Origin of the sequence: Pseudomonas sp. FP603 (genome assembly GCF_030687415.1) — a bacterium.
GTDB lineage: Bacteria > Pseudomonadota > Gammaproteobacteria > Pseudomonadales > Pseudomonadaceae > Aquipseudomonas > Aquipseudomonas wuhanensis.
In genome coordinates, this window is the sequence record NZ_CP117431.1 from 5,836,251 (window position 1) to 5,861,205 (window position 24,955).

The window sequence follows — 24,955 nt, forward strand, 5'->3', positions numbered from 1 at the left end:
TACGTGAGCCCGAGCAAGAATAATAACGAGGCCAAAACGATGACCGAAATACGTACACCTGCTGCCGATAATCCTGCTGTAGACCTGACACGCAATAGCGAAATAACCCACAAAGGCTGGAGCAAACACGACACCACCTGGATGCTTGGCCTCTATGGCACGGCGATTGGTGCCGGCACGTTATTCCTGCCAATCAACGCCGGTGTCGGTGGTTTCTGGCCGCTGCTGCTCCTGGCGGTACTGGCCTTTCCGATGACCTTCTTCGCCCACCGTGGCCTGACGCGCTTCGTGTTGTCCGGCCGTTCCGGGGACATTACTGAAGTGGTGGAAGAACACTTCGGCATCGGTGCCGGCAAGCTGATCACGCTGCTGTATTTCTTCGCGATCTTCCCGATTTTGCTGGTGTACAGCGTGGCGCTGACCAACACGCTGAGCAGCCTCATGGAGCACCAATTGCACATGACACCGCCCCCTCGGGCGATCCTGTCGCTGGGGCTGATTCTCGGCTTGATGGCCATCGTCCGTTGCGGTCAGGGCGTCATCGTCAAATGCATGAGCGTGCTGGTTTATCCGTTCGTCGCGGCATTGCTGTTGCTCGGTGTCAGCCTGATTCCAAATTGGAACGGCGCGTTCTTCGCCACCGCCAGTGAAGGCATGCCACTGCCGCTGTTCTTCAAGACCTTGTGGCTGGCGATTCCGGTGATGGTGTTCTCGTTCAACCATTCGCCGATCATCTCCGCCTTCGCCGTCGATCAGAAACAGCGCTACGGCGAACAAGCCGAACGCAAAAGCAGCGGCATTCTGGCGATCGCTCACGCCATGATGGTCGTCACGGTGATGTTCTTCTGCTTCAGCTGCGTGCTGGCGTTGTCCCCGGCTGATTTGGCCGCCGCGAAGGCGCAGAACATTTCGATCCTGTCGTACCTGGCCAACCACTTCCAGACACCGGTCATCGCTTACGCCGCACCGTTGATTGCGCTGGTGGCAATCACCAAATCCTTCCTCGGCCATTACATCGGCGCCAGCGAAGGCTTTCAGGGCCTGATCGTGAAAAGCCTGCGTGGCCGTGGCCGCGTCATGTCCGCCAGTTGGCTGAACCGCGTCACTGCGCTGTTCATGATCCTCAGCTGCTGGGCCGTGGCGACCTTCAACCCGAGCATCCTGGGCATGATCGAAACCCTCGGTGGGCCGATCATCGCGTGCCTGTTGTTCCTGATGCCGATGTACGCCATCCGCCGCGTGCCGGCCTTGCGCCAGTACTCGAATCAGGCCTCGAACGTGTTCGTGGTGTTGATCGGTTTGGTTGCACTGTCTGCGATCATTTACTCGTTCATGCCCTGAAACGGGCAGGCAAAAAGAAGGCGGGCCAGAGTGCCCGCCTTCTTTTTGCCATGTTCATTGCCCCATCGTTTTCCCGGCATGCACCTTGCTTTGCCTCCTGCGTTGCACGGATGAAAGTTACATGAACAGGGAAAGCCGATGGTCTGGTGTTACGAACTAATCCCGATCACGGCTGGTCAACAACTGCACGTTCAATCAGGCGGTGACGCATCATGGACAACCCCTTTCAACTCATTACCGATGCCTTTGCACCGGATTATCAAGTCAACCTGAGCATTCAGGGTCTGGACGGCAGCATCATGCTGACCCTCTCCAAAAGTGGCCGTGTGGTGGCCAAACGGATGATCAGCGCCGAACAGCGCAATGATCCCAAGCGCCTCAAACGCCTGGTGCAAAGCATTCAATTCGGCATCGCCATCGAACAGGGCCACAGTGCCGTGGCCATCCTTGAAGCCATGACCGACGGCGACAATCGCAATCCGCCGCCGCCCTTGGTCAAATCCCGGCCTCGGCCTTCAATGGGGCTTTAAATCTCACCCTTCTCCACCTCGGGATGCTCACCGGAACCCGCACCGATCTTGCGTTGCGGGTGTTCGATCTTCACCGAAGGAAACTGCGACGAGGCGTAACGCACCACCAGAATCGCAAACGCCAGCAGCAGAATCCCGCCGCACAGGTAGATGATCCCCAAGTCTGGCGGATTGTGGTGCGAGACATTGGAGATGAGCAGCCGTGTCAGCGCAGTGATCGCCACGTAGATCAGAAACCGCACCGGCATGTGGTTGGTCTTGAAGTAAATCCCGACCATCGCACCCAGTTCCAGGTAAATGAACAGCAGCAAGATGTCATCGATCTTGATGTGCCCCTGTTCGAGCATCCCGAGAAATTCCATCACCGCCGCCCAGGCGGTCACCGCACCGATGGCGAACAGCGCCAGGTAGTGGAAGGTCTCGACGAACAGGTTGCCCAGGGACTCGGCCAGTTGGTGCACGTTCTGCCGCAGTTTCTCGGCCCAGTTGATTTTCACGATGGTTATTCCTTAGCTCGGTTCGAGCGGATGATGCGGGTTGGACGTGACGGTTGTTCTGCATGCAGAAAAAAGGCCAGATACTGTTGGGTGAGATGATGGCTGCGTGATATGAGACACGTTGGCGGTGATTGGACGGACGCCATCGCGGACAAGCCCGCTCCCACAGGGTCCGGCGGTGATCCTTGTGGGAGCGGGCTTGCCCGCGAATGGAGCGACACGGTTCACCTGACAAACGCCGATTACGGTCTACATTAAAAAGCCACTACCCAAAGCGCAGGGATTCGCTTATCCTTTTCGCTGTATATAGATACAGTAGTCGAAACAGACAACTAATGTGAAGGCATGTGAGGTGGTGAATGGCCGTCGAAGTGGTATACCGCAGCAGCCGAGATCTGGAGCGCTTGTTCATGGATAAAGCCGAAGCTGACCGTCATGACAAAATGCTCGAACTGGCCGAATTGCTGGCTGAAGTGTTGCAAAAAGCCGTTCCGTCCCTGACCGAACAGCAAGTGGAAGAAGCCGGGATCTACATGGCGAAGAACCGCGATGTGTTCGCCAAGGCATTCAAGAGCCAGCCGGATGCGCTGTCCGAACTGCTGAATGCGCCTGCCGAAGTGGTTGAACCTGTTGCAGTCGCTGCACCTGTTGAAGTGGCCCCCGCTGAGCCGACCAAGCCAGCCAAAGCCGCGAAGACACCCAAGTAAGCAATGCCCGAATTGAATAGGCCCTGAGTCCAAATGGCTCAGGGCCTTTTTCATGCCTGCGGGAAACCTAGATCTCAGGTTGTTCCAGCGCCTCGACCAACGCTTTGAAGAACCGCGCCGCCTCGCCGCCGGTGACCACCCGGTGATCAAAGGTCAGGGACAGCGGCAGGATCGGGTGCACCACCACCGTTCCTTCGACCGCCACCGGTTCATCGCGGATCGCCCCGGCAGCGAGGATCGCCACTTGCGGCGGCACTACCACCGGGTTGGCGTAGCGGCCGAACAAGGTGCCGAAGTTCGACAGGGTCAGGGTCGCGCCCATCATTTCCTGGGGCGGGATCGAGCGTGCCTGCACATCGGCCCGCAGACGCATCACACCTTCTTTCAAATCCGCCGCCGTGCGCTGACCGACATCGCGCAGCACCGGCACGAACAAGCCATCCGGCGTATCCACGGCAATGCCCAGATCGAGCCGTTCGTGCTGTTTGAGCGCCAGGGTTTTACCATCGAAGGCGCTGTTGAGCACCGGCTCTGCGGCGCAGGCTGCCGCCATGGCCTTGGCCAGACGAATCAGCGGTTCTCGCGCCTGGCCCCAGCGATGCAGATCGGCATCCCCGAAAATCGTCACTGGCACCACTTCGGCATGGGATCTGGCCATGTTCAGTGCCATGCTGCGTCGCACGCCACGCAGCTTCTCACCGCCGAAGCGTTCGCGTTCGGTCTGGGCCGCGTTTTCTACGTCGCTGCGGGTGATCTGGCCGTCCTGGCCCGAGCCGACCAAGGTGCTCAGTTCAACGCCAAGCTGGCGAGCCAATTGACGCACCGCCGGCGTGGCGCGGTTCGCCAGGTGTTCACGAGTCGAAGGCGCAGCGCCGATAAAAAATGCATCTTCCTGATTTGTGCTGCCGCCCTCAAGCCGCCCCACCACAGTGCCCGCATCCGCTTCGCCTTCGTAACCGAGCAGAGGTTCGCCAACGTGAAGGATGTCGCCCTCGCCACCGAATGTTTTCGCCACCACGCCGTCGTAGGGTGCGGGAATGTCCACCAGCGCCTTGGCGGTTTCCACCGACACCAATAGTTGGTCGGCCTTGACGGTATCGCCGACCTTGACGTGCCAACGAACGATTTCCGCCTCCTGCAAGCCTTCGCCCAGATCCGGCAGTTTGAAATATTTCATCGCAACCTCCTCGGCTTCAGGCGTTCCTCAGGGGTGATGCAGCACGGTGTCGCAGGCATGAAGAATGTCTTCGACCCCAGGCATGTACAGCGATTCCAGTCGATACAGCGGCGGCGGAATGTCTGGCGCGGTGACTCGCTGGATCGGTGCCTGCAAATCCAGAAATACCCGCTCATAAAGGCTCGCGGCGATTTCCGCGCCGACCCCGCAGGAGCGTGGCGCTTCATGCACGATCACACAGCGACCGGTCTTGCGCACCGAGGCCTCCATCGTGTCGAAATCCAGCGGTTTGATACTGGCGACATCAATAACTTCCGCCGAGACGCCCTGCTCGGCCAGTTGCGTGGCGGCTTGCAGGGTTTCCATCACACTGGCGCCCCAACTGATCAGGGTAATGTCGCTGCCTTCGCGCAGGGTGAAGCAGCTGTCCAGCGGCAGGCGCTTGCCGTCATCCAGCAGCGGTTGCGGGTTCATTCGGTAGAGTCGGGTGGGTTCGAGAAATATCACTGGATCCGGGTCGTCGATGGCCGCGAGCAGCAAGCCATAGGCCCGAGCCGGCGAGGACGGGATCACCACCCGCAGCCCCGGAATATGCGCGAACAGGGCTTCGGTGCTTTCGCTGTGATGCTCCGGCGCGCGAATCCCCGCGCCCATCGGCGAGCGCATCACCATCGGGCAGGTGAGCCGCCCGCGGGTGCGATTGCGCATGCGGCTGGCGTGGGACACCAAGTGCTCCATGGTGGCGTAGATGAAGCCCATGAACTGGATTTCCACCACCGGTTTCAGGCCTTGGGCCGCCATACCCACCACTAGCCCACCGAGCATGGTTTCGGCCAGCGGTGAGTCGATCACCCGCTTGAATCCAAAGCTGTCGCGCAGGCCCAGCGTCGCGCGAAAAACCCCACCGTTCACCCCGACGTCTTCACCCAGGACGATGACGTTTTCGTCCTCGCGCATGGCCCGATGCAACGCCAGATTCACTGCTTCCAGCAGCGTCACCTTACCGTTACTCATGGCCCGAACCTCCCGTGCGGCGCGCCACCCGTTCGAGAAATTCTTCGCGCTGTTCAGCCAAGGCTTGCGGCCACTGGGCGTAGACATGATCAATCACTGATTCCGGTGACTGCATACCCGCCGCTTCGAAGTTATCCACAGCACCCTGAATCAAGCCCTGGCATTCGCTGATCAGTGCCTGTTCGCGGCTTTCGTCCCACACGCCCTGACCGGCCATGAAGCGTTGTAGCCGCTTGATCGGTTCTTCGAGCCAGGCCTGCTTGACCTCGTCCGCCGACCGGTAGCGCGTGGCATCGTCGGCAGTGGTGTGATCGCCGAGGCGATAGCTCAGGCATTCGAGTAACACCGGGCCTTTACCGTGACGCGCCCGTTCGAGGGCCGCTTGCATGCGGTCATAAACGGCGAGCATGTCATTGCCGTCGACTTGCTCGCCGTGGAAGCCGGCGCCAATGGCTTTCTGCGCCAGGGTCGGGGCACCACACTGAATGCGCCGCGGCACCGAGATCGCCCATTGGTTGTTGTTGATCACAAACACCACCGGCAACTGCCAGGCGCCCGCAACATTGAGGGCTTCGAGGAAATCACCTTTGCTGGTTCCGCCGTCGCCGCAAGTGGTGACGGCGACCCGATGCTGGCCACGGATTTTGAAGGCGCTGGCGACACCGCAGGCATGCAGGGCCTGGGTGGCAATCGGCACGCAGATCGGAAAATCCTCAGCGACCGCGGGGTCGGCAAAGTCGCTGCCACGCTCATCGCCGCCCCAATACAGAAGGATTTCTTCCATGCGCACACCGCGCATCAATTGCACAGCGGTGTCGCGGTAATACGGGATCAGTACGTCTTCGGCGTGCATCAGGCTGCCAACCGCGACGCCAATGGCTTCCTGGCCCAAGGTTGGTGCGTAGGTGCCGATGCGCCCGGTGCGCTGCAAGGCGACAGCTTTCTGATCGAAAAGGCGGGTCAGGACCATCTGCCGATACAGGCGCGTCAGCAGATTGAAGTCGTCGGCCCAGGAGGGAAGATTGCCGAGTAAATGGCCGTCAGGGGATAAAAAACGGGTGTAGGGCAGCTCAACCTTGTGAAGCATCACAGGGCTCCTGGCACGCGGGGTCGGCGTGCAATGGTCAGCCCCCACGCTTGTGGCGCAGGGTTTGGGGAGCGAGTTGGCCGGATAGGCACTCGCTCCTTTATCGATTCAAACTGTTCACTCGTGCTGCATCACCGGTACAGCACTTTCTCCGCCAACTCATCCGCCACCCGGGCCGGGGAACGCTTTTCCGCTTGGGCATGGGCGAAGACTTCGGTTAGCCGTGAACTGATTTTCGACAGGTGCGCGGTGATGGTCGTCAGCTCTTCCCCGCGGTGTTTGAGCGACACGTAGATCAGCCCGCCGGCATTGATCACGTAATCGGGTGCATACAGAATGCCCCGGCGCTCCAGCTGATCGGCGATTTCCAGATGGATCAATTGATTGTTTGCCGAACCTGCGACCGCAGCGCAGCGCAGTTGCGACACACTGTTGCTGTTAAGCACAGCGCCCAGGCCGCAGGGCGCGAGTATGTCGCACGGTGTGCTGAGCAGCGCATCGTTGGCGATCGGATGAGCACCCAACTGCTCCATGGCCAGCTGCACCTTGCCGTGATCGATGTCGCTGACCAGCAGCTCGGCACCGGCCGCGTGTAGCTGTTCGGCCAAGGCATAACCGACATTGCCCAGGCCTTGAATGGCTATGCGCAGTCCTTCGAGATTATCGCTGCCCAAGCGGGCCATGGCAGTGCTGCGAATACCGGCAAACACGCCCATGGCGGCATGCGGTGCGGGGTCGCCCGCGGCAGTGGTACTGGTGACGAATTGGGTCTGTTGGGCGATGCAGTCCATGTCCGCCACGGAGGTGCCGGCGTCGATGGCGGTAATGTAGCGACCGTCGAGTTCGTTAATGCAGCGCCCGAAGGCTTCAAATAGCGCGGCGCGGTTTTCCACATGGGCCGGGCGAAGAATCACCGCAACGCCACCGCCCTGAGCCAGGCCGGCCAGGGCCGCCTTGTAACTCATGCCTTGGGCAAGGCGCACAGCATCCTCGATCGCGGCTTCATCGCTGGGGTAAGCAAGGTAACGACACCCGCCCAGGGCAGGTCCCAGACGGCTGTTGTGGATGGCAATCACCGCCTTCAATCCGGTGACCGGATCGACGCTCAGGTGCAGCGATTCAAGGCGAGTGCTTTGCATGAGAGCGAACATCGTAGGGCTCCCGAATCACTTCTTGTAGTCGCCAGTATAGGCTTGCGCACAAAAATTGCAGAAGCGCACCGGAATAAGCGACGCCGCTTTGAACGCTTTCAGACATAACCTGTTACCGCCTGTGTGCAGCACTGGACGAAAGCCTGCGACGGGGCTAAAACGAGGCATTCCCCGGAGATTTTGATGACCCCGCGCCAACGTTTTTTCGACTGTCTGCAACGATCACCGCCCGCGCTGTTCGAGGCGGCGCTGTGGATGGCCGTCGAACACGATAAAGAGCTGGATCCCGAGGCCGTGCTGGCGGACTTCAAGGACCTGCAACAGCGGGTCAGCTACGGGTTGCCGATGCTGCCGGTGAGCGAATTGGCTCAACCATTGTTGCGGCGAATGAATGACCTGGGGTTCGCTCAGGACGACTTCACGCCCATGCGTCCGCAAGTGGCGTTACTCAATAAAGTGTTGGAACGTCGGCGGGGCCAGCCGCTGGCGCTGGGCCTGATTGCGCTGGAACTGGCCAGAAGGCTGGAGATTCCCATGGTCGGGGTCAACTTTCCCGGGCATTTCCTGCTGCGGGTGCAAGGCGCCGATCACCTGCTAGACCCGTGCGGCGGGCGACGGCTGTACCCCAATGATTGCCGCGAACTGCTGCAACGTCAGTACGGCCCGAACATGCAGCTCAGTGCCGAGCATTTACTCACTGCCGAACCGGTGCAGATGCTACAACGCCTGTCGCGCAACCTGCGCCAGTTGTACCTCACGAACGATGACTACATCGACGCCCTGATCGACGCCGAGCGCGTGCTTGAATTGGGCAACGCCAGCGCCTCCGACTATCTGGCCCGAGCCAGCCTCTACCAACGACTGGACTGCCCGAATGCCGAGCGCTTTGACCTGGAGCATGCGCTGCTGCTCAGCGACGACCCGATCCAGCGGATTCGCCTGACTGAACGATTAGGGCACCTACCGCCTAACTCAGTGGTTCACTGACTTCATGTGGGAGCGGGCTTGTTCGCGAAGAACGATAACGCGGTGCGTCAGAAATACCGCGGTGCCTTCTTCGCGAGCAAGCCCGCTCCCACATTGGGTCTATGTGAAGCCATTAAGGGGTATCGGGCTGATTCGCCGGATGGGCCAGGAAGAAGGCTGGATGTGTCGCCGCCAGCGCCGCCACTCGCCGAATTCGCGGGTAGGCTTCCAATGAAATATTGAAGCGCTCGGCCGCATACAACTGCGGGATCAAATAGACGTCCGCCAGCCCCGGTTGATCGCCAAAGCAATAACCGGTGTCACCGATCAATTGCTCCACCGTCGCCAACCCTTGGCTGATCCAATGACCGATCCACTCAACCACCTGCGGCTCATCGTGCCCCAATTGGCGCAGTTTATTGAGCACGCTGACGTTATGCAGCGGGTGAACATCGCAACCGATCACCGCTGCCACGCCACGCTCATGAGCGCGGGCGGCCAAGTCTTTGGACAGCAGCGGCACCTGTGGATAACGTTCCTCCAGGTACTCGATGATCGCCGGTGACTGGATCAGCAATTCTCCCTCATCAGTGCGCAAGGCCGGCACCCGGCCTTGCGGGTTGATGCTCAGGTACGTCGGCTGCCGATGTTCGCCACCTGGCGGCGCGATCAGGTTGATCGGCAGCGCCTGGTAATCCAGCCCCTTGAGCGCCAACGCAATACGCACCCGGAAAGACGAGGTCGAACGGTAGTAGGTATAGAGTTCCATGACCCGATCCTCTTAGCGCGCTGGCAGTACTTTGCCGCGGCATTCGCCGAAACCGATGGACGCAAAACCTTCGCGGCTGCAACGCGCCCGCAGGATGATTTCGTCGCCGTCCTCGAGGAATTTACGCACCTCGCCCGAGGCCAGTTCGATCGGCTTCTTACCGCCCTCGGTGATTTCCAGCAGGCTGCCGAACTGACCGCTCTCAGGACCGGACAGCGTGCCCGAACCGAACAGATCACCGGCCTGCAACTGGCAACCGTTGACGCTGTGGTGCGCAACCAGTTGCGCGACGGTCCAGTACATGTGTTGGGTGTTGCTGAGGGTCAGACGATGGGCTGGCAGATTTTGCTCGCGCATCGACTCGGTCAGCAGCAGCACTTCGAGTTCGATGTCGAAGGCTCCGGCGGCCTGATCACGTTTGTCGAACAGGTAAGGCAGCGGCTGCGGGTCACCTTCCGGACGCGCCGGCTGCGCACGACGGAACGGTTCCAGCGCTTCGGCCGTCACCACCCACGGCGAAATGCTGGTGATGAAACTCTTGGACAGGAACGGCCCCAGCGGCTGGTATTCCCAGGCCTGGATATCCCGCGCCGACCAGTCGTTGAGCAGGCAGAAACCGGCGATGTGCTCGGCGGCGTCACCGATGGCGATCGAGTCGCCCATGGCATTGCCCGGACCGATCCAGATGCCCAGTTCCAATTCGTAGTCCAGGCGTGCGCACGGACCAAACGTCGGCTCGGTCTGGCCGGCCGGCAGGGTCTGGCCTTTCGGCCGACGTACGTCGGTGCCGGACGGGCGAATGGTCGAGGCGCGGCCGTGGTAACCGATCGGCACGTACTTGTAGTTCGGCAGCAACGGGTTATCCGGGCGGAACAGTTTGCCGACATTTTGCGCATGCTCGATGCCCACGTAGAAGTCGGTGTAGTCGTTGATCTTCGCCGGCAGGTGCATCTGGCAATCCGCCGCCAGCGGCAGCAGTTTGGCGCCTTGGGCTTCGATCTTGCCGCGTAGGGTGCTGCCTTCGGCAAACAATTCCAGCAGACGTTCGCGCAAAGCGACACGAGCATCGCGGCCCAATTCGAAGAACGCATTCAGCTGACCACCACGGGTGGCTTCGACTGCTCTCTTCGCAATGCCATCGAACAGGCCGGCATCCAGTGCCGCCTCCAGATCAAAGATATGGTCGCCGATTGCCACGCCACTGCGCGGCGTGGAGCCCTTCACGCTGAATATGCCCAACGGCAGGTTTTGCAGCGGAAAATCCGCGTGGCCGTTGGCGGAGGCAACCCAGCTACGAGTGATGGAAGTCTGAGTCATGGGTTATCTCCGGGTCGGGTCGAAAGTGGCGGGCAACGTGGCCCAGCAGGCGTCGTAATTGTTTTGCAGTTGTGGGCAATCCAGGGCGAATCGGCTCGGGCGCAACACTTGGCTGGTCTCGAACATGAAGGCCATGGTGTTATCGATTTTAGCCGGCGCCAGTTCAGCGTTGATCGCCTTGGTGCAGGTCTCGCCGTCGGGGCCGTGGGCGCTCATGCAGCTGTGCAACGACGCACCGCCAGGCACGAAACCTTCGGCCTTGGCATCGTATTCGCCCTGGATCAGGCCCATGAATTCGTTCATCAGGTTGCGGTGGAACCACGGCGGACGGAACGTCTTCTCCGCGACCATCCAGCGTGGAGGGAAGATCACGAAGTCCAGATTGGCCAGACCATGCACGCTGGTCGGCGAGGTCAGGACGGTAAAAATCGATGGATCCGGGTGATCGAAACTGACCGTGCCGATGGTGTTGAAACGGCGCAGGTCATATTTGTATGGCACGTTATTGCCGTGCCAGGCGACCACGTTCAGCGGCGAATGATCAAGCTCGCAACCCCACAACTGGCCGAGAAATTTCTGTACCAGAGTGGTCGGTTGCTTGAGGTTTTCGTAATGGGCCACCGGGGTCATGAAGTCGCGGGGGTTGGCCAGGCCATTGCTGCCAATCGGCCCCAAATCCGGCAGGCGCAATGGCGCGCCGTGGTTTTCGGCGATGTAGCCGCGGGCTTGCGGATCGAGCAGTTCGACGCGGAATTTCAACCCGCGCGGCAGAACGGCGATTTCCAGCGGTTCCAACTCCAGCACGCCCAGTTCGGTGGCGATGCGCAAGCGGCCCAGTTCCGGCACCAGCAACAGTTCGCCGTCGGCGTTGAAGAACACGCGCTCCATGGAGCGATTGGCGCGGTAGTTATAGATACTGATCCCGGCCGGTTTTTCCGCGCCCGAGTTGGCGGCCATGCTCACCAGCCCGTCAATGAAATCGGTGGGTTCGGTCGGAATGTCCAAGGGGTTCCAGCGCAGGCGATTGGGGGTCACTTCACCCAGTGGGCCGCCGGCCAGCTGCCGATCCAGTTTGACGAATGCCGGGTGGTTGGCCGATGGCTGGATGCGGTACATCCAGGTCCGTCGTGCTTCGCTGCGGGGCATGGTAAAGGCCGTGCCGGAGAACAGTTCGGTGTACAAGCCATATGGAGTTTTTTGCGGAGAGTTCTGGCCGACGGGCAGTGCGCCGGGCAACGCTTCGCTGCTGAATTCGTTGCCAAAGCCTGACTGATAAGCCAGCGCTGGCGCCGTTGAATCGAGGTTCATGGAGCCTCCTGAACGGGAGTAGGCAATGGCCGGTCACTCTGCTGAAGAGGTCTTGGCACGCCTGGGTTATTTTTATCGTAATTCGATTACGCATAACGTAATTTGATTGGTATTGACCGTCAAGCTATAAAGACGCCCATTCGTCCCGGGATCACACCGCCTCCATGACCAGCGAAAGCAACGGTAAACAGAAAGTCCGCTCGGCCGAAGTCGGTACCGACATCCTCAAGGCGCTTGCCGAGCTGTCGCCCTCGACCTCGTTGTCGCGCCTGGCCGAACACGTGCAGATGCCGGCGAGCAAGGTTCACCGCTATTTGCAGGCGCTGATCGCCAGCGGTTTTGCCGAGCAGAACACCGCCACCAACCATTACGGCCTCGGCCGTGAAGCGCTTCGGGTCGGTCTGGCTGCGTTGAACAGTATGGACGTGCTGAAAGTCGCCGCCCTGCCCTTGGCCGAGTTGCGTGACGAGCTGAATGAGACCTGCTTTATAGCGGTGTGGGGGAATCAGGGCGCGACGGTGGTGCACATCGAACCGGCGGTGCGCGCGGTGACGGTGGTCACGCAATTGGGCTCGGTTTTACCGTTGCTCAGCTCGTCGACAGGGCTGGTGTTCAGTGCCTATTTGCCCCATCGCGAAACCGATGAGTTGCGCGATCTCGAAGTCCGCGCCGTCGATGTTCATCCGTTGGCCGATGAGCAGGCTTACACCACATTGTGCGAACAGATCCCGTGAACGCGGCTTGCACCATGTTCACGGCTTGCTGATGCCGCCCGGCGTGGATGCGTTGTCGGCGCCGGTGTTCAATGCGGTCGGCCAAGTGGCGGCGGTGATGACCATCGTCGGCCCGACCTCGTTGTTTCACGCCGATGAAAACGGCCCGGCGGCGCAGCGTTTGCTGGCAGCGACCCGGGCTGTGAGTTGGCGGATGGGGTATCAGCCGGAATAACGGATAACCGGTGCAGAATCAACCTACGATTCGAGTTTTGCTGTCCTGGATCGAATACGCAGACGTGACTGCCGTTATGTACTCGATGCCCATTGGAACCCCGGTCACGGTCGATACAATCTCGGAAATATCTTTCACTTGCGATAGCAGGCCCACCGCTGACACGGATACACCGACTCCTGCAATCTTGCCCGCATAAAAGGTGATGGCGCTTCTCCAGGCAGAGGCAAAATGCGCATTGGCGGCGCGTTCATTGCCCTCACTATGGGCAATGAAGCCTTGTACGATCGAGCGCGTTATCCTCAAGAGACTCGCCGCCAAGCCAACGGGCGGAACAAACAAGGAAACAACGTCAACGGCCAATTCGGTAACGATCATCACGTCGCGCCAGAAGGATTCCGAACTGCTCGTTGTCTGGTAATCGACATCCTTGATGAGGCGCCAAACCATTCTGTCGTACTCGGAATTGAAGTGAGACACCGGTGCGCTGCCTAGTAACATTGGGGCTGGTAATGCGGACCCATTCGCAGTCTCTCGGCACTTGTCGACATAACGTTGGATGACGCCCCGATCACTCAACTTGGCAAGGCCAACGACATGCTCGCCAAGAGTGTAATTTTTCAGGTCCTGGGTCAGCGTACCGATGGGGCGGAACTCCAACCCATCCGGAGCTTTGGGTAGGTAAATCAGGAACTCGAGTTTCCCTGCCACTACGCGGCCGAAAACGTACCCCCCCTCTATACGCTTATTCTCCAGCACGAGCTCACAGATACCCGCACGCGGTGGACTCCCGTTCAAGACCAGCCCCGTGTCGAGACCCACTTCGCGATCCAGATCTTCGATCAGCCCCTTCAACCATTGAAAGTGTTCGTTGGGCAGAGAACCCCGCATTTTTTGTACCAGTGCAGCCCTAAGCATTTCATTTTGCTTGGTCTTGCAATAGAGCTTGGCCTTGAGATTGTGGGAGGGCGTATTCAGGAAATTCAGTTTTAAATATTCCTCATATTTCTCACCTGGCAACAAATCAATCAGTGCGTTGATGGTAGACACACCCAGTCGTCCCAGGGAGGTGTTGTCGAGGGATTGGAATGTCGCGGTTCTATTCGCTTCCTTGATTTTTATCAGAATGTCGCCTGACGGGGTGAGATAGGAAAACAACTTTTCGAACACTGAAACATCGCTGCGCCAGTACTCCCATTGAATGAAAAGGTTCGTGAGCGTCATCCAGTCCTGTCCCTGCAGCTTGACAGTCACTCGATCGGGATCGATTTCGGGATGAGCACCGGATTGACGGAGGTAATCGTTCAGCGCGTTCATCACCAGTTTTCGGGAGAAACCGGCAAACGATTCAATATGCAGCGGCTCTTTGGATACTTCGTAGATGGCCTTGTAATCGGTATTTAACCGGGTAAAAAGCTCACGATCCTCGCGGCCAGCGCTCCTGTACCAGTCGGGAGTGACGACCTTTTCTTCGACAATTTCCCAGTCGATGATTTTCTCGATAGCGCCCATTAATGGACCGAGGTCCATGCCGGACGACCATTCCACCAGACTGATACCGTCCCACCACCAACTTTCGAACACAGTCCTCGATTTAACTTCAGAGAGATAGTCCTCCACAAGTTTCGCGCGATCTACGCTGTGAGCCTGCCCGATCAGAAAATCGCGACCCTGTTTTTCAAAACCCCAATTAATGAACTGACGCTTCAAGGCTGTCAGATCAGAAAACTCATACCATTCCTGGCCGGTCGGTGCACCGGGGGCATACAACACATGGGGCAAGCGATCAGGTGTGGCACTTTTTGTGCGATAGACAATCATGTCTTTGAACGGTCGAAACCAACTGCGGAAAGCAACACTGAATGCCTCTTGCGTCGTATCACCAAACTGATAGCGCATAACGATATCCTGTGCTTTCGGGCTGATGTGCTTTTGAAGAATCGCTGCAAAGTTACTGAGCGCGGTCTGCCTCCCCAGAACTTCTCGCATTGCCTCTTTAACTTGCGGATCAAGATAGCGATTGTTTCGTTCACTGGCGTACTTCAAACGAAGATCAAACTGCTTGATGGCGTACTCGATATTCGAAAGCGTCAATCTTGGATTGTTATGAAAAGCTTCGAACTGAAGCTCGAGCCGTCCGACTGCATCATGCAAACCATACATGAACACCTGCGTTAAGTTTTTACGCTCAACATGCTCGATTACTTTACCCCCCATACGTACCGAGTGCTTCACTGACACCCAAACGGTATCGGGGTCGACACGCTTGTCATCACCACCAGAAAGATGCTCCTCCACGACTCGCCGAACATACTCCTTAAATGAAGTCAGACCGTTCATCGCATGATGAAGATTAACCTGACTCCTCAGTAACTCCTGCTCCAAGGAGACATAAATTTCCTGATTTTCTGGGTAACTATTCTTCACCCATTGCGGCCAGGCGTTTCTGGAAATCAACTTTATCAGTTTGGTCGTCCGCCTCTTCGCATCCTGGGTCAACTCATCCAGATGCTGTACCGACTCTAACGAATGAAGAACATTTTCTACATCAGCATTCGGCGCCTGCATCTGACGAAGATAGGAGGCAATGTTATTTCGCTGCTTATCAAGCAGTTTCAAGGTGAACGGTTGAAAAATCCCTTCATGATTTTTCAAATAACGGATGGCCGGAGCACCTCTGACTTGCTCAGCCTCATCCAGCGACACATTCTTGAGCAAGTCCGCACGAGTATCCGCCTCGCCCAGGCGTTTTTCCAAGGCCCGATGCAGCGCCGACGAAGTCTCAAATGCTTCTACCCCTTGGCCCGGGGTATAAAGAACGACCGGATAATCATTCTCAGGAATGAGTTCGTTAAGGGATTGGCCATTCAGATACATGACGAAACAGCATGCCAGCGTTGCGAATCGGCCATCCTCCAGTTCCACCGAAACACCGTAAGAAGATCCCCGACCATCACTATCGATAAATCTATTGATGTCTTCTTCTACTTCTCGCTTCAGCCCGCCCTCTTGTACATAGGCTGCCAACTCCTGCCAGAAAAGTGTTGCCTGCAGGTTTTGAAAGCTCGTGCTGCGTGGAGGCAGCGCCCCCCCCCTTGGCGTCGGAGCCAGGGGACGCTGACCAGTATTGATCCAGAGTCGCTGTGTATTTTTGCGCCAAAGTCTTTAACACGTCACTGATCAGGTTACCCAACGCCACCACGTCCAAACCGTGGATTCGACTCTGTTCATCTGTCGAGTCGAGCCAGTCATAGACGCCATATTGACTCTCGTCATAAACCGGAGCGCGCCCGCGAATCAGGCACGCCATGAATACATTCATCAACGAGCCTGTTGGTTCCTGACTATTACTGCCAACACGACTGTTAATGAAAACCCTGCTGATGTAGACCTCCGGCAACAAACGCTGAAGTTCTTTCAGTACACAGTCCTGCAGCACAACTTTGAACGACGGGATTTTTTTCTGATATTCCGTCAACGACGCCAGAGCCTCATTGATCTTGATCAGGTTCTTCTGCGCAACCAACGATCCTTCGTTAATCATATTTGCTTTCCATTAATGCACTTTTAAAAAGAAGTGACCAGACTCACCACTTCACCAGTGCTATTAACTTAAACCAGAAGAAAACCACAAAGACACTTCAACTTCTTTTCAACCCATGTAGAAACAATCCGACATCAAAGCTATAAAATAAAATACACCCCTACTTTAAAAACACACTATCAGCACAACCCCAGCAATCTAGCCTTGGCGACAGCATGAGTTCTACGCTCCACTCTTAACTTTCCATAAATTCGCCGCACATGTGTTTTGACTGTATGTAATGATATGAATAGCATCTCGGCTATTTGCTGATTTGAATTGCCCGACGCAATCAATGCGAGCACTTCCGACTCTCTCAGGCTCAGTGGACTCTCGCGAAGTCCTTCTTGAGGTCCCTGCTCGCCCTGATCGATAACGTGCAATTCTGCTAGAAGGTTGGGGCAACGCATACGTAACTGGAACAACATCTGTAGCAAGTTACAACGGCAAGCTTTGTCTTTGCCTTTCTCGAAATACTGCCGGGATAACAGAGGTTCGCCCAATATGAAGGCCGCCTCGGACATCGCCAGAAATAACTCGGCCTCCAAGCTAATCATCCCATTCATTTGTGCTTGCTCAAGCAGGATGGAGAGCCGAGCCAGAGGATCCTCCACCCGCTGCAGTTTGACCTCAGCCAGAATCAACAAATACTCAATTCGCGGAATCAACTCCAGTGTCGCCGGCGGTGCCTGCCGTGCCTGTGGCCCCTGATAGTGTCTGAGCACCCTGCTCAACGCCTCGCGGGCCAGTTCGGGACGCCCCTGTTGCAACCAGCACTGACTGCTGACCTGCAACAGGGCACCACGGTAGACCGTGTCCGGAATCTGCCGCTGCTGCATCAATCGCTCGGCATCGCGCAGGCGGACGAAGGCTTGGGCGTAGTCGCCCTGATTGGCGGCCAGTTGTGCCTGCCCGAGAAAACCGTACAGCGCACGCTTGTCTTGATTGCGAACGCAGTCCTCCAACCCGGCCTGAAAAAAATCTGCTGCCCGCTCATCCAGTCCCTGACACAAGGCCAGGCGCCCGCGACGCAAGGCGATTCGCCCCAGTAGAGGCGCAGCGCGGTCAGATTGCAGGCAAAGCAGTTCATGAATATTGGCGAGCAGACTTTCAGCGCGCCCGGGGGCTCCACGCTGCTCCAGCAACTGCGCATGATCGAGTTCCATCAAGCCCTCGAACACCAGCGAACCTTGCGCCCGCGCCAGGCACAGCGCCTCGCGGTTATGGGCTTGCGCCACGTCGAGTTCGCCCCTTAGCAATGCCTGTTGCGTCAAACCGGACAAACACATCAGGCGCGCCGTCCAGCATTCGGGATCGAGCGCGCTCAACGCGTCAAGGAAGTGCGCGCGCGAAGCCTCCATTCGTCCCTGCAAATGCAGCAACCAACCCTGCAATGCCTGCCAGCGTGCAATCAATTGACGCTGAAGCACCGCCGAGGGTTGAGGCGTGAAATGCGCCAAGTGAGCGATGCTGGCGGTCGCCTGTTCGAAACGTCCGGCGAACAACAGCGCAGCTGTAATCAATCCGACCAATTGCGGACTGCCCAGCGTCAGTTCCCCTCCTTGCTGCTCATGCAAACGCAACAACAGCACCACCGTCTGCTCCTCGAACAAATGCTCGAAACTGAAGTGCTGCAACAGGCTGACCGCCACTTCGTACTCCTCGGCAAGCAATGCCTGTTCGAAGGCCGATTTCCAGTCCTGTTCGGTACAGAACCATTGGCAGGCACGCCGATGCCAGGAGCGTCCCGCCGGCCATGGCTCATCGCGCAACAACTGGGTGAACGGGGTGAATATCTGCAGCCAATCGGTGGAGTCCCCCCAAGGTTCGATAAAACAGCCCAGCGTTTGCAAGGTCCGCAAGTACTGAGCGCCCTCTCCTGCCCCGAACAGGTGATCGCACAGGCGGGCATTGAAGCGGGGCAAGTGGGCCAGTACGCGCCAGGCCTCGCTCAACTCCGGTGTCAGCGAACTGAATAACTCGTGCTCCAGGTAATCGAGTAAGGTGTCCGCCCGCCCCTGGGGTTTGTCCTGGCGCGACCAGTCGCATTTCTGCAGCAGCGCAATGCGCACACCGGCACACCAACCGCCGGTGCGCTGAATAACCCGACTGGCCACCTTGCTCGCCTGATCCGGCACCCAGGGGCGCAATAGCTGCTCGACTTCATCTGAGGTAAAAGCCAGCGAAGCACTCTCGCACTCGTACAATTCATCATCGAGCAACAGCCGTGGCCAGTTGCATGGCGGCCGGCGACGGGCGCCCAGCCACCAGGTCAGCATCGGGCTGCTGATCGCCAGCATACGATCCAGTAACAGATCCAGCTCCGGGTTCGGCAGGCGGCAGTAGTCATCGAGAAACAGCCAGGTCGGCGTCTGCAATCGCGCCAGACAGCCCAGCAACCCGGTTTCATCCGATGAGGCCAGCCCCAGGGTTTCTGCCAGACGATGACGAAAATCCGCCGCGCTCGACGCCACGCCAGATAATGGCAACCAATGCACTCGACACTGGCTGGGCGCCTGCAACAGGCATTCGGCGAGCAGCGCGCTCTTGCCACTGCCGGCGGGTGCGCAGAGTAATTTCACCCGTGCCGTTGAGGCCAGTAACGGTTCGCTCAAGCGAGCCCGCGACAGGTGATGAGAGGACAGGCGGGGCAGGAATCCAGAACGGTCCAGACACGGAGTCATGGCGGTCATTGCGGCGTGCCTTTTTATAATTGTCCGGCCACCCTAGCCCTCTCCAACCCGCTTGTTGAGAAGTATTCAGGACGCTGATTGGCGCCCATAAAAAAGGCGACCCGCAGGTCGCCTCTGGTGATGTCGATGTATCAAAACCCTTACCGAACGCCCTCGGCGCGCAGGGCCGACGGGGTGTAGTCCGCAGACTTGGCCTCGAAGCCGAATTCGAAACTGTGCTTCTCTTCGTTCTTCATTCCCAGGGCAATGTATCGGCCGGCGATGATGTCGTAGAGCGCCTCGAGGGTGTAGGCCGGCGTCTGGTGATCGTAGTAATACTGGGCATGACCTTCGCCCACCCGCCACAGTTGACCGCGACCGTCGTAATGATCCGCCAGCGCCACTTGCCAGCTGTCTTCATCGAGGTACATGTGGCGCTTGGCGTAGATGTGCCGCTCGCTCGGCTTGACCGTGCCGACCACTTCCCAGACCCGGTGCAACTCGTAGCGGGTCAAGTCCTGGTTGATGTGCCCGGCCTTCACCACGTCATCGTACTTGAGGCTCGGCGAGTCAAGTTTGTAGCTGTTGTAGGGGATGTACATTTCCTTTTTGCCGATCAGTTTCCAGTCGTAGCGATCCGGTGCGCCGGAGAACATGTCGAAGTTATCCGAGGTGCGCAGGCCGTCAGCGGCGGTGCCCGGACCGTCGTAGGCCACTTGCGGCGCACGACGTACCCGACGTTGACCGGCGTTGTAGATCCACGCCAGCCGCGGCTCTTTCACCTGATCAAGGGTTTCGTGCACCAGCAGCACGTTCCCCGCCAGCCGCGCCGGCGCGGTCACCGACTGCTTGAAGAAGGTCAGCACGTTGGCGGCTTTGTCCGGGTCCAGGTCCTTCATCAGTTGCGGTACGGCGATTTCTTCCTCGAAGCGGATCGACGTGTAGCTGCCGTTGGTCTGCGGGGTCACCTGGGTGATGATGCGTCGCTGATTGCCGCCGTGGTAACGGGTGATGTGGTTCCACAGCACCTCGACGCCGTTCTTCGGAATCGGGAATGCGTAGTAGCGGTTGCCGGTGAAATTGGCCAGACCGTTACCGTCGTTGATGCTGGTCACGTTCAGCGCGCTGCGCTTGGCCGATTCGTAGATCTCCGGCGGCAGGGCGACGGTACGGTGGGTCGTGTAGACCGGGATCTTGTAGGTTTGCGGATAGCGCTTGAACATCGCTATCTGACCGTCCGAGAGTTTGTCTTTGTACTTGTCGACGGTCTCGGCAGTGATGGTAAACAGCGGTTTTTCACTGGCGAACGGGTCGGCCAGAAAGCCTTTGCCGTCGACCGCGCCGGCGTTTTTCGGGATGCCGCCGGTCCAGGCCGGGATCGAGCCATCGGCATTGCCGGCCTTCTCGGCGCCCAGCGGCGTGAGGGTCGCACCGAGCTTGTTGGCTTCTTCCGGCGAGACCGCCGCCATCACGTTGGCGGCCAGCAGACTCAGGGCCAGGGCGCCGCATTGCAGAATCATCTTGCGCATTGAAATCATCCTTCTCAGCCAGATCAGAAGTTCACGCCAAAGCTCAGCGCCAGGAAGTCACGGTCTTCCAGGACGTTGTAATCACCGCCGAAGAAATCGGTGTAACTGAGGCTCGCGGTATAGGTGTTGCGATAGTCGGCATCGACACCGACGCTGACCGCCTTGGCGCCTTCGTTGAACAGCCCGTTGGGGCCATAGCCGGCGACGTCATGGGACCAGGACAGGTTGGGTTTGAGGTTGATCCCGCCAATCACGTTGGCGTAATCGAGGATCGCCCGGGCGCGGTAGCCCCAGGAGGTAGAAGTGACGAAGCCGTCGGTATCGCCACCGAAACCGTACTGGCCGTAGACCGAATCACGGCCATAACGCAGCTTGCTCCGCGACTCCAGACCACCGACTCGTACCACCGCAGCTTCACCGACCAGGGTCAGTCGTTGGGCGCCCAACACTTGGTCGAAGAAGTGCGTCAGGGTACTTTGGACCTGGGTCACTTCCTTACGGCGATAACCCGTGTTGTCGGCACCTGGCCGAGTCGCGACAGGCGATGCGGCGCCGCCAGCGATCGGGTTAAGCAACGCCAGGGTCAGGTCGTTGGTGTTGACCTGCACCGGAGCGTTGGGCCGGTAGCTGATTTCGCCGGTCCAGGCAGTGCCGGTGGGCAAAGTGGTGGAGAAGCTCGCACCGTACAGACGAATGTCTTCCGGGTATTCGAGGTAGTACTGGCCGCGCCCGAGCATCACGCTTTGGGCCAGGCCCGAGCCGCTGCCCGGGGCTAGACGGTTGGCGGCGCGGACCATGCCCGGCAGGCTGGCCAGTGTCGACAGCCCGGCGGTAGTGGTGCCAACGGTTGGTGTACGACTGTGGTAATTCATAAAGTAGAGGCCGTATTCGGTGTCGTCACCGAGCCAGCGCAAGGCTGTGCCCCACTGCCCAGAATCCCGGGCATCACGGTCGCCGCCACGGGGCACGATCACGCCCTCGCGGGTGACCTGAATAGGTTGGCCAAAGGCTGCCGCGAGCGGCGCCAACGGGGCAATCGCCGGGCTGCCGACGGTGTAACCGTTGTTGCAACCGTCCGCCGCCACGTCGACACCGAAGAAGGTGCCGCAATTGTCGAGAACGGTCTGATCCCACTCCAGTTGGTAGAAACCTTCCACCGTGAGCTGGTCGGTCAGGCCCTGGGAGGCGAACAGCATGTTCACCGGAATCAGGCCTTCCTTGATCTCGGCGCCAGGACGTCGGAACGCGGAAACGTCGACCGGGTTGATGCTGTTGATCGAGTTGCCAATGAAGGTGCTTTCACCCCAACTGACCACCTGCTTGCCGGCGCGCACGGTGCCCGGCAGATCGGCGATGGAATAGTTGTGATAGACGAACGCATCGAGGATCTGTGCGCCCGAAGACTTGGCGCCCTCTTTGCGACCGCTGTCGCTGATCTGCTTGAACTCGCGGTCTTCGTCCTTCAGCTCGAAGTCGTACCAGTACTTGCCACGGACGAACACACCGGTGTCGCCGTACTTCAATTCGAGGTCGTGGATGCCCTTGAAGATCTTGGAGAAGGTTTCGCCTTTCTTGAAGTTCAGGCGCCCGTCATCACCGGTTGAAGACTGGCCAGTACCGCCGTTGACGGTGCCCACCAGTGACTTGTCGGCATCGCGCATGCCCCAGCTCGCGCCGACCGACAACGAGGAATCGAACTGCCCCTCGATTTCGCCGATGTTGAATGAAACGGCCTGCGCCTCGGCGCAGCAACCCAAGGCCACCGCAGCGGCCAGCGCTTGCGGTTTGAAGATGGCGCGCATTGTTGTTTTTGTCATGCGTCTTCCCCGGTGAGTGACAGAAGGCCCCACCCTACTGCCGCGCGCCGGGAGCGATAAGCGCACCAAGGAGGTATTCGCGTTGTACCTCCAAAGGATGAATGCCCGCATGGGACGGGGGTTTGCGCGGGGTATGGATGGGCTGGATGGAGGGTTATCAGCGGGACGCATGGAAGGGCGTGTAGCAGATGGCGCAGCTTCGTTTGCTTGTAGCAGCTGCCGAGCTCGCGAGGCTGCGTTCGGCAGCTGCTACAGGGGTCAGCCTGCGACTGTTGCTAAGACTGCAACAGTGCATGTCTGGAATCGCTATTTTTCCTTTGCGCTCAAGCCCTTATTCTTGCCGGGCTTTCACGGCAAACGGCCTGAAAGCACGAAGCGACGGGGATGATAGACCCACCCCGTTGGCGACAGAATCCAGATGATTTGAAGCGTATTTTTTCGACTCATCGCCCCCTGTTCACTGACGTTGTTTTGTTGCTCCTTGATCCAACGTCTTACTTTGGCCGCTGCGTTTGCAGCGGCCTTTTTTATGGTGCGCCCAGCATGGGCGCAATCTTGTGGGTGAAAGTCCCGCCGTAAGCTGGCCACAGCGAACGAAGTGAAGCGCAACTGCATGAGGGCGACCGAGTGTGGGGAGGAAGCGTGAATCGAAACCGTGAGCCGATGAACAAGAACCGGATACAAGGCGAAGCCGATCAGGGCGAGCGGGCCGTAAACCGCGAAGCTCTTGTGGTCAAGGATCAGGCTGCGTAAATCCGGCGGTTGTGCGGGGAAGGATTGTGTTCTTACCTGGGGAGATCTCGCCTTGTGCCTGAAAGGGCGACGGTGCAAGCCGGAGCGAGAAGTCAGCAGAGGCCGTAGTAGTCATCTTTTTTTGACGAAGGGCCGAACGAGAGAAAGCGTTATAGGCCATGTTGATGCGAAAGACCGGAAGTCAGATGCCTGCCAAACGCGGGGCGGATGGAGATAACGAGCGGTGAAGCCGTGAGAAGTCCTGTCAGCGACGAGGTCGATCGCCCGCAAGATGAATCCGACAATGCAGGGCAAGGGCTGCTGGAACGGGCCTTTGCGAGAGAAAACCTGAAGCGGGCGTGGAAGCGGGTCAAGGCCAACAAAGGTGCAGCGGGAGTCGACGGTCTGGACATTGAACAGACCGCCGAATATCTGCTGACTCAGTGGGCGGCGATTCGTGAACAGCTTCTATCAGGTGTCTACCGGCCCAGTCCGGTACGCCGAGTGGTCATTCCCAAACCTGACGGCGGTCAGCGCGAGTTAGGCATCCCGACGGTCACCGACCGTCTGATCCAACAAGCCTTGCTGCAAATCCTGCAACCACTGCTCGATCCAACCTTCAGTGAACACAGCTATGGCTTTCGCCCGGGACGCTCTGCGCAGGATGCCGTTATGGCGGCTCAGCGCCATGTGTCCTCGGGACGCAAGGTGGTGGTGGATGTTGATCTGGAGAAGTTCTTCGATCGGGTCGACCACGACATCCTGATGAATCGCTTGCGCAAACGGATTGCGGATCGGGCGGTTATCCGGCTGATTCGGGCCTATCTGGATGCCGGAACGCTGATCAATGGCATGGTCGAGAAAAGCCGCGTCGGGGCGCCGCAAGGCGGCCCGCTGTCGCCATTGTTGGCGAATGTGCTGCTGAACGAAGTGGATCGGGAGCTTGAACGTCGAGGGCATTGCTTCGTGCGCTATGCCGACGATGCGAATGTGTACGTTCGCAGCCGCAGGGCTGGGCAGCGGGTAATGACTTTGCTGAAGCGCCTGTACGAAAAGCTGCACTTGAGCGTCAATGAGAGCAAGAGTGCGGTGGCGAGTGCGTTTGGTCGCAAGTTTCTTGGGTATGCCTTTTGGGCATCGCCCAAAGGCGTCAAAAGAGCCGTGGCGATCAAGGCGCGCAAGCAGTTCAAGCAACGGATACGCGAACTGACCCGCCGCTCAGGTGGCCGCAGTATGCGACAAGTAGTCGAAAATCTACGCCCTTACCTCTTGGGCTGGACAGCTTACTTTGGGTTGTCACAAACCCCGAAAATCTGGCGAGAGCTGGATGAATGGATACGACACCGACTGCGAGCGATCCAACTGAAGCAATGGCGGCGTGGACCGACGATCTACCGCGAACTGAGGGCGCTGGGAGCCAGCAGCCAAACGGCCCGCAGAGTGGCGGCCAACTCGCATAGTTGGTGGCGTAACAGCCGATTTGAGCTGAATCGAGTGTTGGATATAGCGTGGTTCGACAGACTGGGTCTGGTACGACTCTCATAACCTCAATCTCTCGAACCGCCCGGTGCGGACCCGCATGCCGGGTGGTGTGGCAGGGGAGCGGCCTGTGAAGGCCGTCCCCTATGCCGATTGGGTTTGTTTCCGAGATAAAACTTCATGTTTCCTACATCACTGTCGGAAACACTCACCTGCCCGGCTTTTACGATGGAATTTATAGTCTTTCTCGGCGCCCTGGATGGCGCTGACACACAGGACCATAAACGGCCGTCATCATTGGATGCCGGCATGGCTATTCCAGTATTGGAAT

18 protein-coding genes and 2 pseudogenes are annotated in these 24,955 nt (G+C 58.6%); 6 read left to right on the forward strand and 14 right to left on the reverse strand.

Annotated features, from left to right (window positions below):
- Positions 1-39 precede the first annotated feature (39 nt).
- Together PSH65_RS27035 and PSH65_RS27040 are read left to right on the forward strand one after the other, a co-directional pair.
- Positions 40-1,341: a serine/threonine transporter gene (locus tag PSH65_RS27035; protein ID WP_305423428.1), complete on the forward strand. Its 1,302-nt coding sequence runs from the start codon at positions 40-42 to the stop codon at positions 1,339-1,341.
- Between the two features lie 212 nt (positions 1,342-1,553).
- Positions 1,554-1,871: a DUF3509 domain-containing protein gene (locus PSH65_RS27040; protein WP_123496706.1), complete on the forward strand. Its 318-nt coding sequence runs from the start codon at positions 1,554-1,556 to the stop codon at positions 1,869-1,871.
- Here the strand turns inward: PSH65_RS27040 and PSH65_RS27045 are convergent.
- A complete protein-coding gene (locus PSH65_RS27045) occupies positions 1,868-2,368 on the reverse strand; it encodes a phosphate-starvation-inducible protein PsiE (RefSeq protein ID WP_305423430.1) in 501 nt (166 codons plus the stop codon). The genes PSH65_RS27040 and PSH65_RS27045 overlap by 4 nt on opposite strands.
- Before the next feature lie 359 nt (positions 2,369-2,727).
- Here PSH65_RS27045 and PSH65_RS27050 point away from each other — a divergent pair.
- Positions 2,728-2,982: pseudogene (locus PSH65_RS27050) on the forward strand (YebG family protein); the annotation flags it as partial.
- A 160-nt stretch (positions 2,983-3,142) separates the two neighbouring features.
- On the opposite strand, the gene PSH65_RS27055 reads toward PSH65_RS27050, so the two are convergent.
- From PSH65_RS27055 to PSH65_RS27070, 4 genes are all read right to left on the reverse strand, one after another.
- Complete coding sequence (locus tag PSH65_RS27055; protein ID WP_305423431.1) at positions 3,143-4,252, reverse strand: dihydrolipoamide acetyltransferase family protein; 1,110 nt, start codon at positions 4,250-4,252, stop codon at positions 3,143-3,145.
- 27 nt (positions 4,253-4,279) lie between these two features.
- Positions 4,280-5,266: an alpha-ketoacid dehydrogenase subunit beta gene (locus tag PSH65_RS27060; RefSeq protein ID WP_305423432.1), complete on the reverse strand. Its 987-nt coding sequence runs from the start codon at positions 5,264-5,266 to the stop codon at positions 4,280-4,282.
- Positions 5,259-6,353: a pyruvate dehydrogenase (acetyl-transferring) E1 component subunit alpha gene (pdhA, locus tag PSH65_RS27065; protein WP_305423434.1), complete on the reverse strand. Its 1,095-nt coding sequence runs from the start codon at positions 6,351-6,353 to the stop codon at positions 5,259-5,261. Before pdhA ends, PSH65_RS27060 begins: the two co-directional genes overlap by 8 nt.
- A 131-nt stretch (positions 6,354-6,484) precedes the next feature.
- On the reverse strand, positions 6,485-7,504 hold the full coding sequence (locus PSH65_RS27070; protein ID WP_305423435.1) for a Glu/Leu/Phe/Val dehydrogenase dimerization domain-containing protein: 1,020 nt from the start codon (positions 7,502-7,504) through the stop codon (positions 6,485-6,487).
- A 183-nt stretch (positions 7,505-7,687) separates the two neighbouring features.
- Between PSH65_RS27070 and PSH65_RS27075 the strand changes: the two genes are divergently transcribed.
- Positions 7,688-8,491 carry a SirB1 family protein gene (locus PSH65_RS27075; protein WP_305423436.1) on the forward strand — a complete coding sequence of 268 codons (804 nt, stop codon included), beginning with the start codon at positions 7,688-7,690 and terminating at the stop codon, positions 8,489-8,491.
- Between the two features lie 112 nt (positions 8,492-8,603).
- On the opposite strand, the gene maiA is transcribed toward PSH65_RS27075, so the two are convergent.
- The 3 genes from maiA to hmgA are packed head-to-tail and all read right to left on the reverse strand — an operon-like array spanning position 8,604 to position 11,864.
- Complete coding sequence (gene maiA, locus PSH65_RS27080; protein ID WP_305423437.1) at positions 8,604-9,239, reverse strand: maleylacetoacetate isomerase; 636 nt, start codon at positions 9,237-9,239, stop codon at positions 8,604-8,606.
- 12 nt (positions 9,240-9,251) lie between these two features.
- Positions 9,252-10,556 carry a fumarylacetoacetase gene (fahA, locus tag PSH65_RS27085; RefSeq protein ID WP_305423439.1) on the reverse strand — a complete coding sequence of 435 codons (1,305 nt, stop codon included), beginning with the start codon at positions 10,554-10,556 and terminating at the stop codon, positions 9,252-9,254.
- 3 nt (positions 10,557-10,559) lie between these two features.
- Positions 10,560-11,864 carry a homogentisate 1,2-dioxygenase gene (hmgA, locus tag PSH65_RS27090; protein WP_305423440.1) on the reverse strand — a complete coding sequence of 435 codons (1,305 nt, stop codon included), beginning with the start codon at positions 11,862-11,864 and terminating at the stop codon, positions 10,560-10,562.
- 164 nt (positions 11,865-12,028) lie between these two features.
- Here hmgA and PSH65_RS27095 point away from each other — a divergent pair.
- Positions 12,029-12,812, forward strand: a pseudogene (locus PSH65_RS27095) (IclR family transcriptional regulator).
- An 18-nt stretch (positions 12,813-12,830) separates the two neighbouring features.
- On the opposite strand, the gene PSH65_RS27100 reads toward PSH65_RS27095, so the two are convergent.
- From PSH65_RS27100 to PSH65_RS27125, 6 genes are all read right to left on the reverse strand, one after another.
- On the reverse strand, positions 12,831-15,839 hold the full coding sequence (locus PSH65_RS27100; RefSeq protein WP_305423441.1) for a dermonecrotic toxin domain-containing protein: 3,009 nt from the start codon (positions 15,837-15,839) through the stop codon (positions 12,831-12,833).
- Positions 15,781-16,356, reverse strand: a complete 576-nt coding sequence (locus tag PSH65_RS27105) for a hypothetical protein (RefSeq protein ID WP_305423443.1) — start codon at positions 16,354-16,356, stop codon at positions 15,781-15,783. The genes PSH65_RS27100 and PSH65_RS27105 overlap by 59 nt, the downstream gene beginning before the upstream one ends.
- Positions 16,357-16,535: 179 nt before the next feature.
- Complete coding sequence (locus PSH65_RS27110) at positions 16,536-19,088, reverse strand: LuxR C-terminal-related transcriptional regulator (RefSeq protein WP_305423444.1); 2,553 nt, start codon at positions 19,086-19,088, stop codon at positions 16,536-16,538.
- A 140-nt stretch (positions 19,089-19,228) separates the two neighbouring features.
- The gene (locus tag PSH65_RS27115) at positions 19,229-20,596 is read right to left on the reverse strand and encodes a DUF1329 domain-containing protein (RefSeq protein WP_305423446.1); all 1,368 of its coding nucleotides are present in this window, start codon (positions 20,594-20,596) and stop codon (positions 19,229-19,231) included.
- 23 nt (positions 20,597-20,619) lie between these two features.
- Complete coding sequence (locus PSH65_RS27120; protein ID WP_305423448.1) at positions 20,620-22,413, reverse strand: DUF1302 domain-containing protein; 1,794 nt, start codon at positions 22,411-22,413, stop codon at positions 20,620-20,622.
- 348 nt (positions 22,414-22,761) lie between these two features.
- On the reverse strand, positions 22,762-23,028 hold the full coding sequence (locus PSH65_RS27125; protein WP_305423449.1) for a hypothetical protein: 267 nt from the start codon (positions 23,026-23,028) through the stop codon (positions 22,762-22,764).
- Between the two features lie 345 nt (positions 23,029-23,373).
- Here PSH65_RS27125 and ltrA point away from each other — a divergent pair, with 345 nt between their 5' ends.
- Entirely contained in the window at positions 23,374-24,690 is a 1,317-nt protein-coding gene (gene ltrA, locus PSH65_RS27130) for a group II intron reverse transcriptase/maturase (protein WP_370694672.1), read from the forward strand.
- Positions 24,691-24,955: the final 265 nt, after the last annotated feature.

Coding starts and splice junctions, on each gene's coding strand:
- PSH65_RS27035 (WP_305423428.1), top strand. CDS start 40: ATGACCGAAATACGTACACCTGCTGCCGATAATCCTGCTGTAGACCTG.
- fahA (WP_305423439.1), bottom strand. CDS start 10,556: ATGACTCAGACTTCCATCACTCGTAGCTGGGTTGCCTCCGCCAACGGC.
- PSH65_RS27115 (WP_305423446.1), bottom strand. CDS start 20,596: ATGCGCAAGATGATTCTGCAATGCGGCGCCCTGGCCCTGAGTCTGCTG.
- PSH65_RS27105 (WP_305423443.1), bottom strand. CDS start 16,356: ATGATTAACGAAGGATCGTTGGTTGCGCAGAAGAACCTGATCAAGATC.
- maiA (WP_305423437.1), bottom strand. CDS start 9,239: ATGGAACTCTATACCTACTACCGTTCGACCTCGTCTTTCCGGGTGCGT.
- PSH65_RS27060 (WP_305423432.1), bottom strand. CDS start 5,266: ATGAGTAACGGTAAGGTGACGCTGCTGGAAGCAGTGAATCTGGCGTTG.
- PSH65_RS27120 (WP_305423448.1), bottom strand. CDS start 22,413: ATGACAAAAACAACAATGCGCGCCATCTTCAAACCGCAAGCGCTGGCC.
- PSH65_RS27040 (WP_123496706.1), top strand. CDS start 1,554: ATGGACAACCCCTTTCAACTCATTACCGATGCCTTTGCACCGGATTAT.
- ltrA (WP_370694672.1), top strand. CDS start 23,374: ATGGAGATAACGAGCGGTGAAGCCGTGAGAAGTCCTGTCAGCGACGAG.
- PSH65_RS27075 (WP_305423436.1), top strand. CDS start 7,688: ATGACCCCGCGCCAACGTTTTTTCGACTGTCTGCAACGATCACCGCCC.
- PSH65_RS27055 (WP_305423431.1), bottom strand. CDS start 4,252: ATGAAATATTTCAAACTGCCGGATCTGGGCGAAGGCTTGCAGGAGGCG.
- hmgA (WP_305423440.1), bottom strand. CDS start 11,864: ATGAACCTCGATTCAACGGCGCCAGCGCTGGCTTATCAGTCAGGCTTT.
- pdhA (WP_305423434.1), bottom strand. CDS start 6,353: ATGCTTCACAAGGTTGAGCTGCCCTACACCCGTTTTTTATCCCCTGAC.
- PSH65_RS27125 (WP_305423449.1), bottom strand. CDS start 23,028: ATGCAGTTGCGCTTCACTTCGTTCGCTGTGGCCAGCTTACGGCGGGAC.
- PSH65_RS27070 (WP_305423435.1), bottom strand. CDS start 7,504: ATGTTCGCTCTCATGCAAAGCACTCGCCTTGAATCGCTGCACCTGAGC.
- PSH65_RS27110 (WP_305423444.1), bottom strand. CDS start 19,088: ATGACCGCCATGACTCCGTGTCTGGACCGTTCTGGATTCCTGCCCCGC.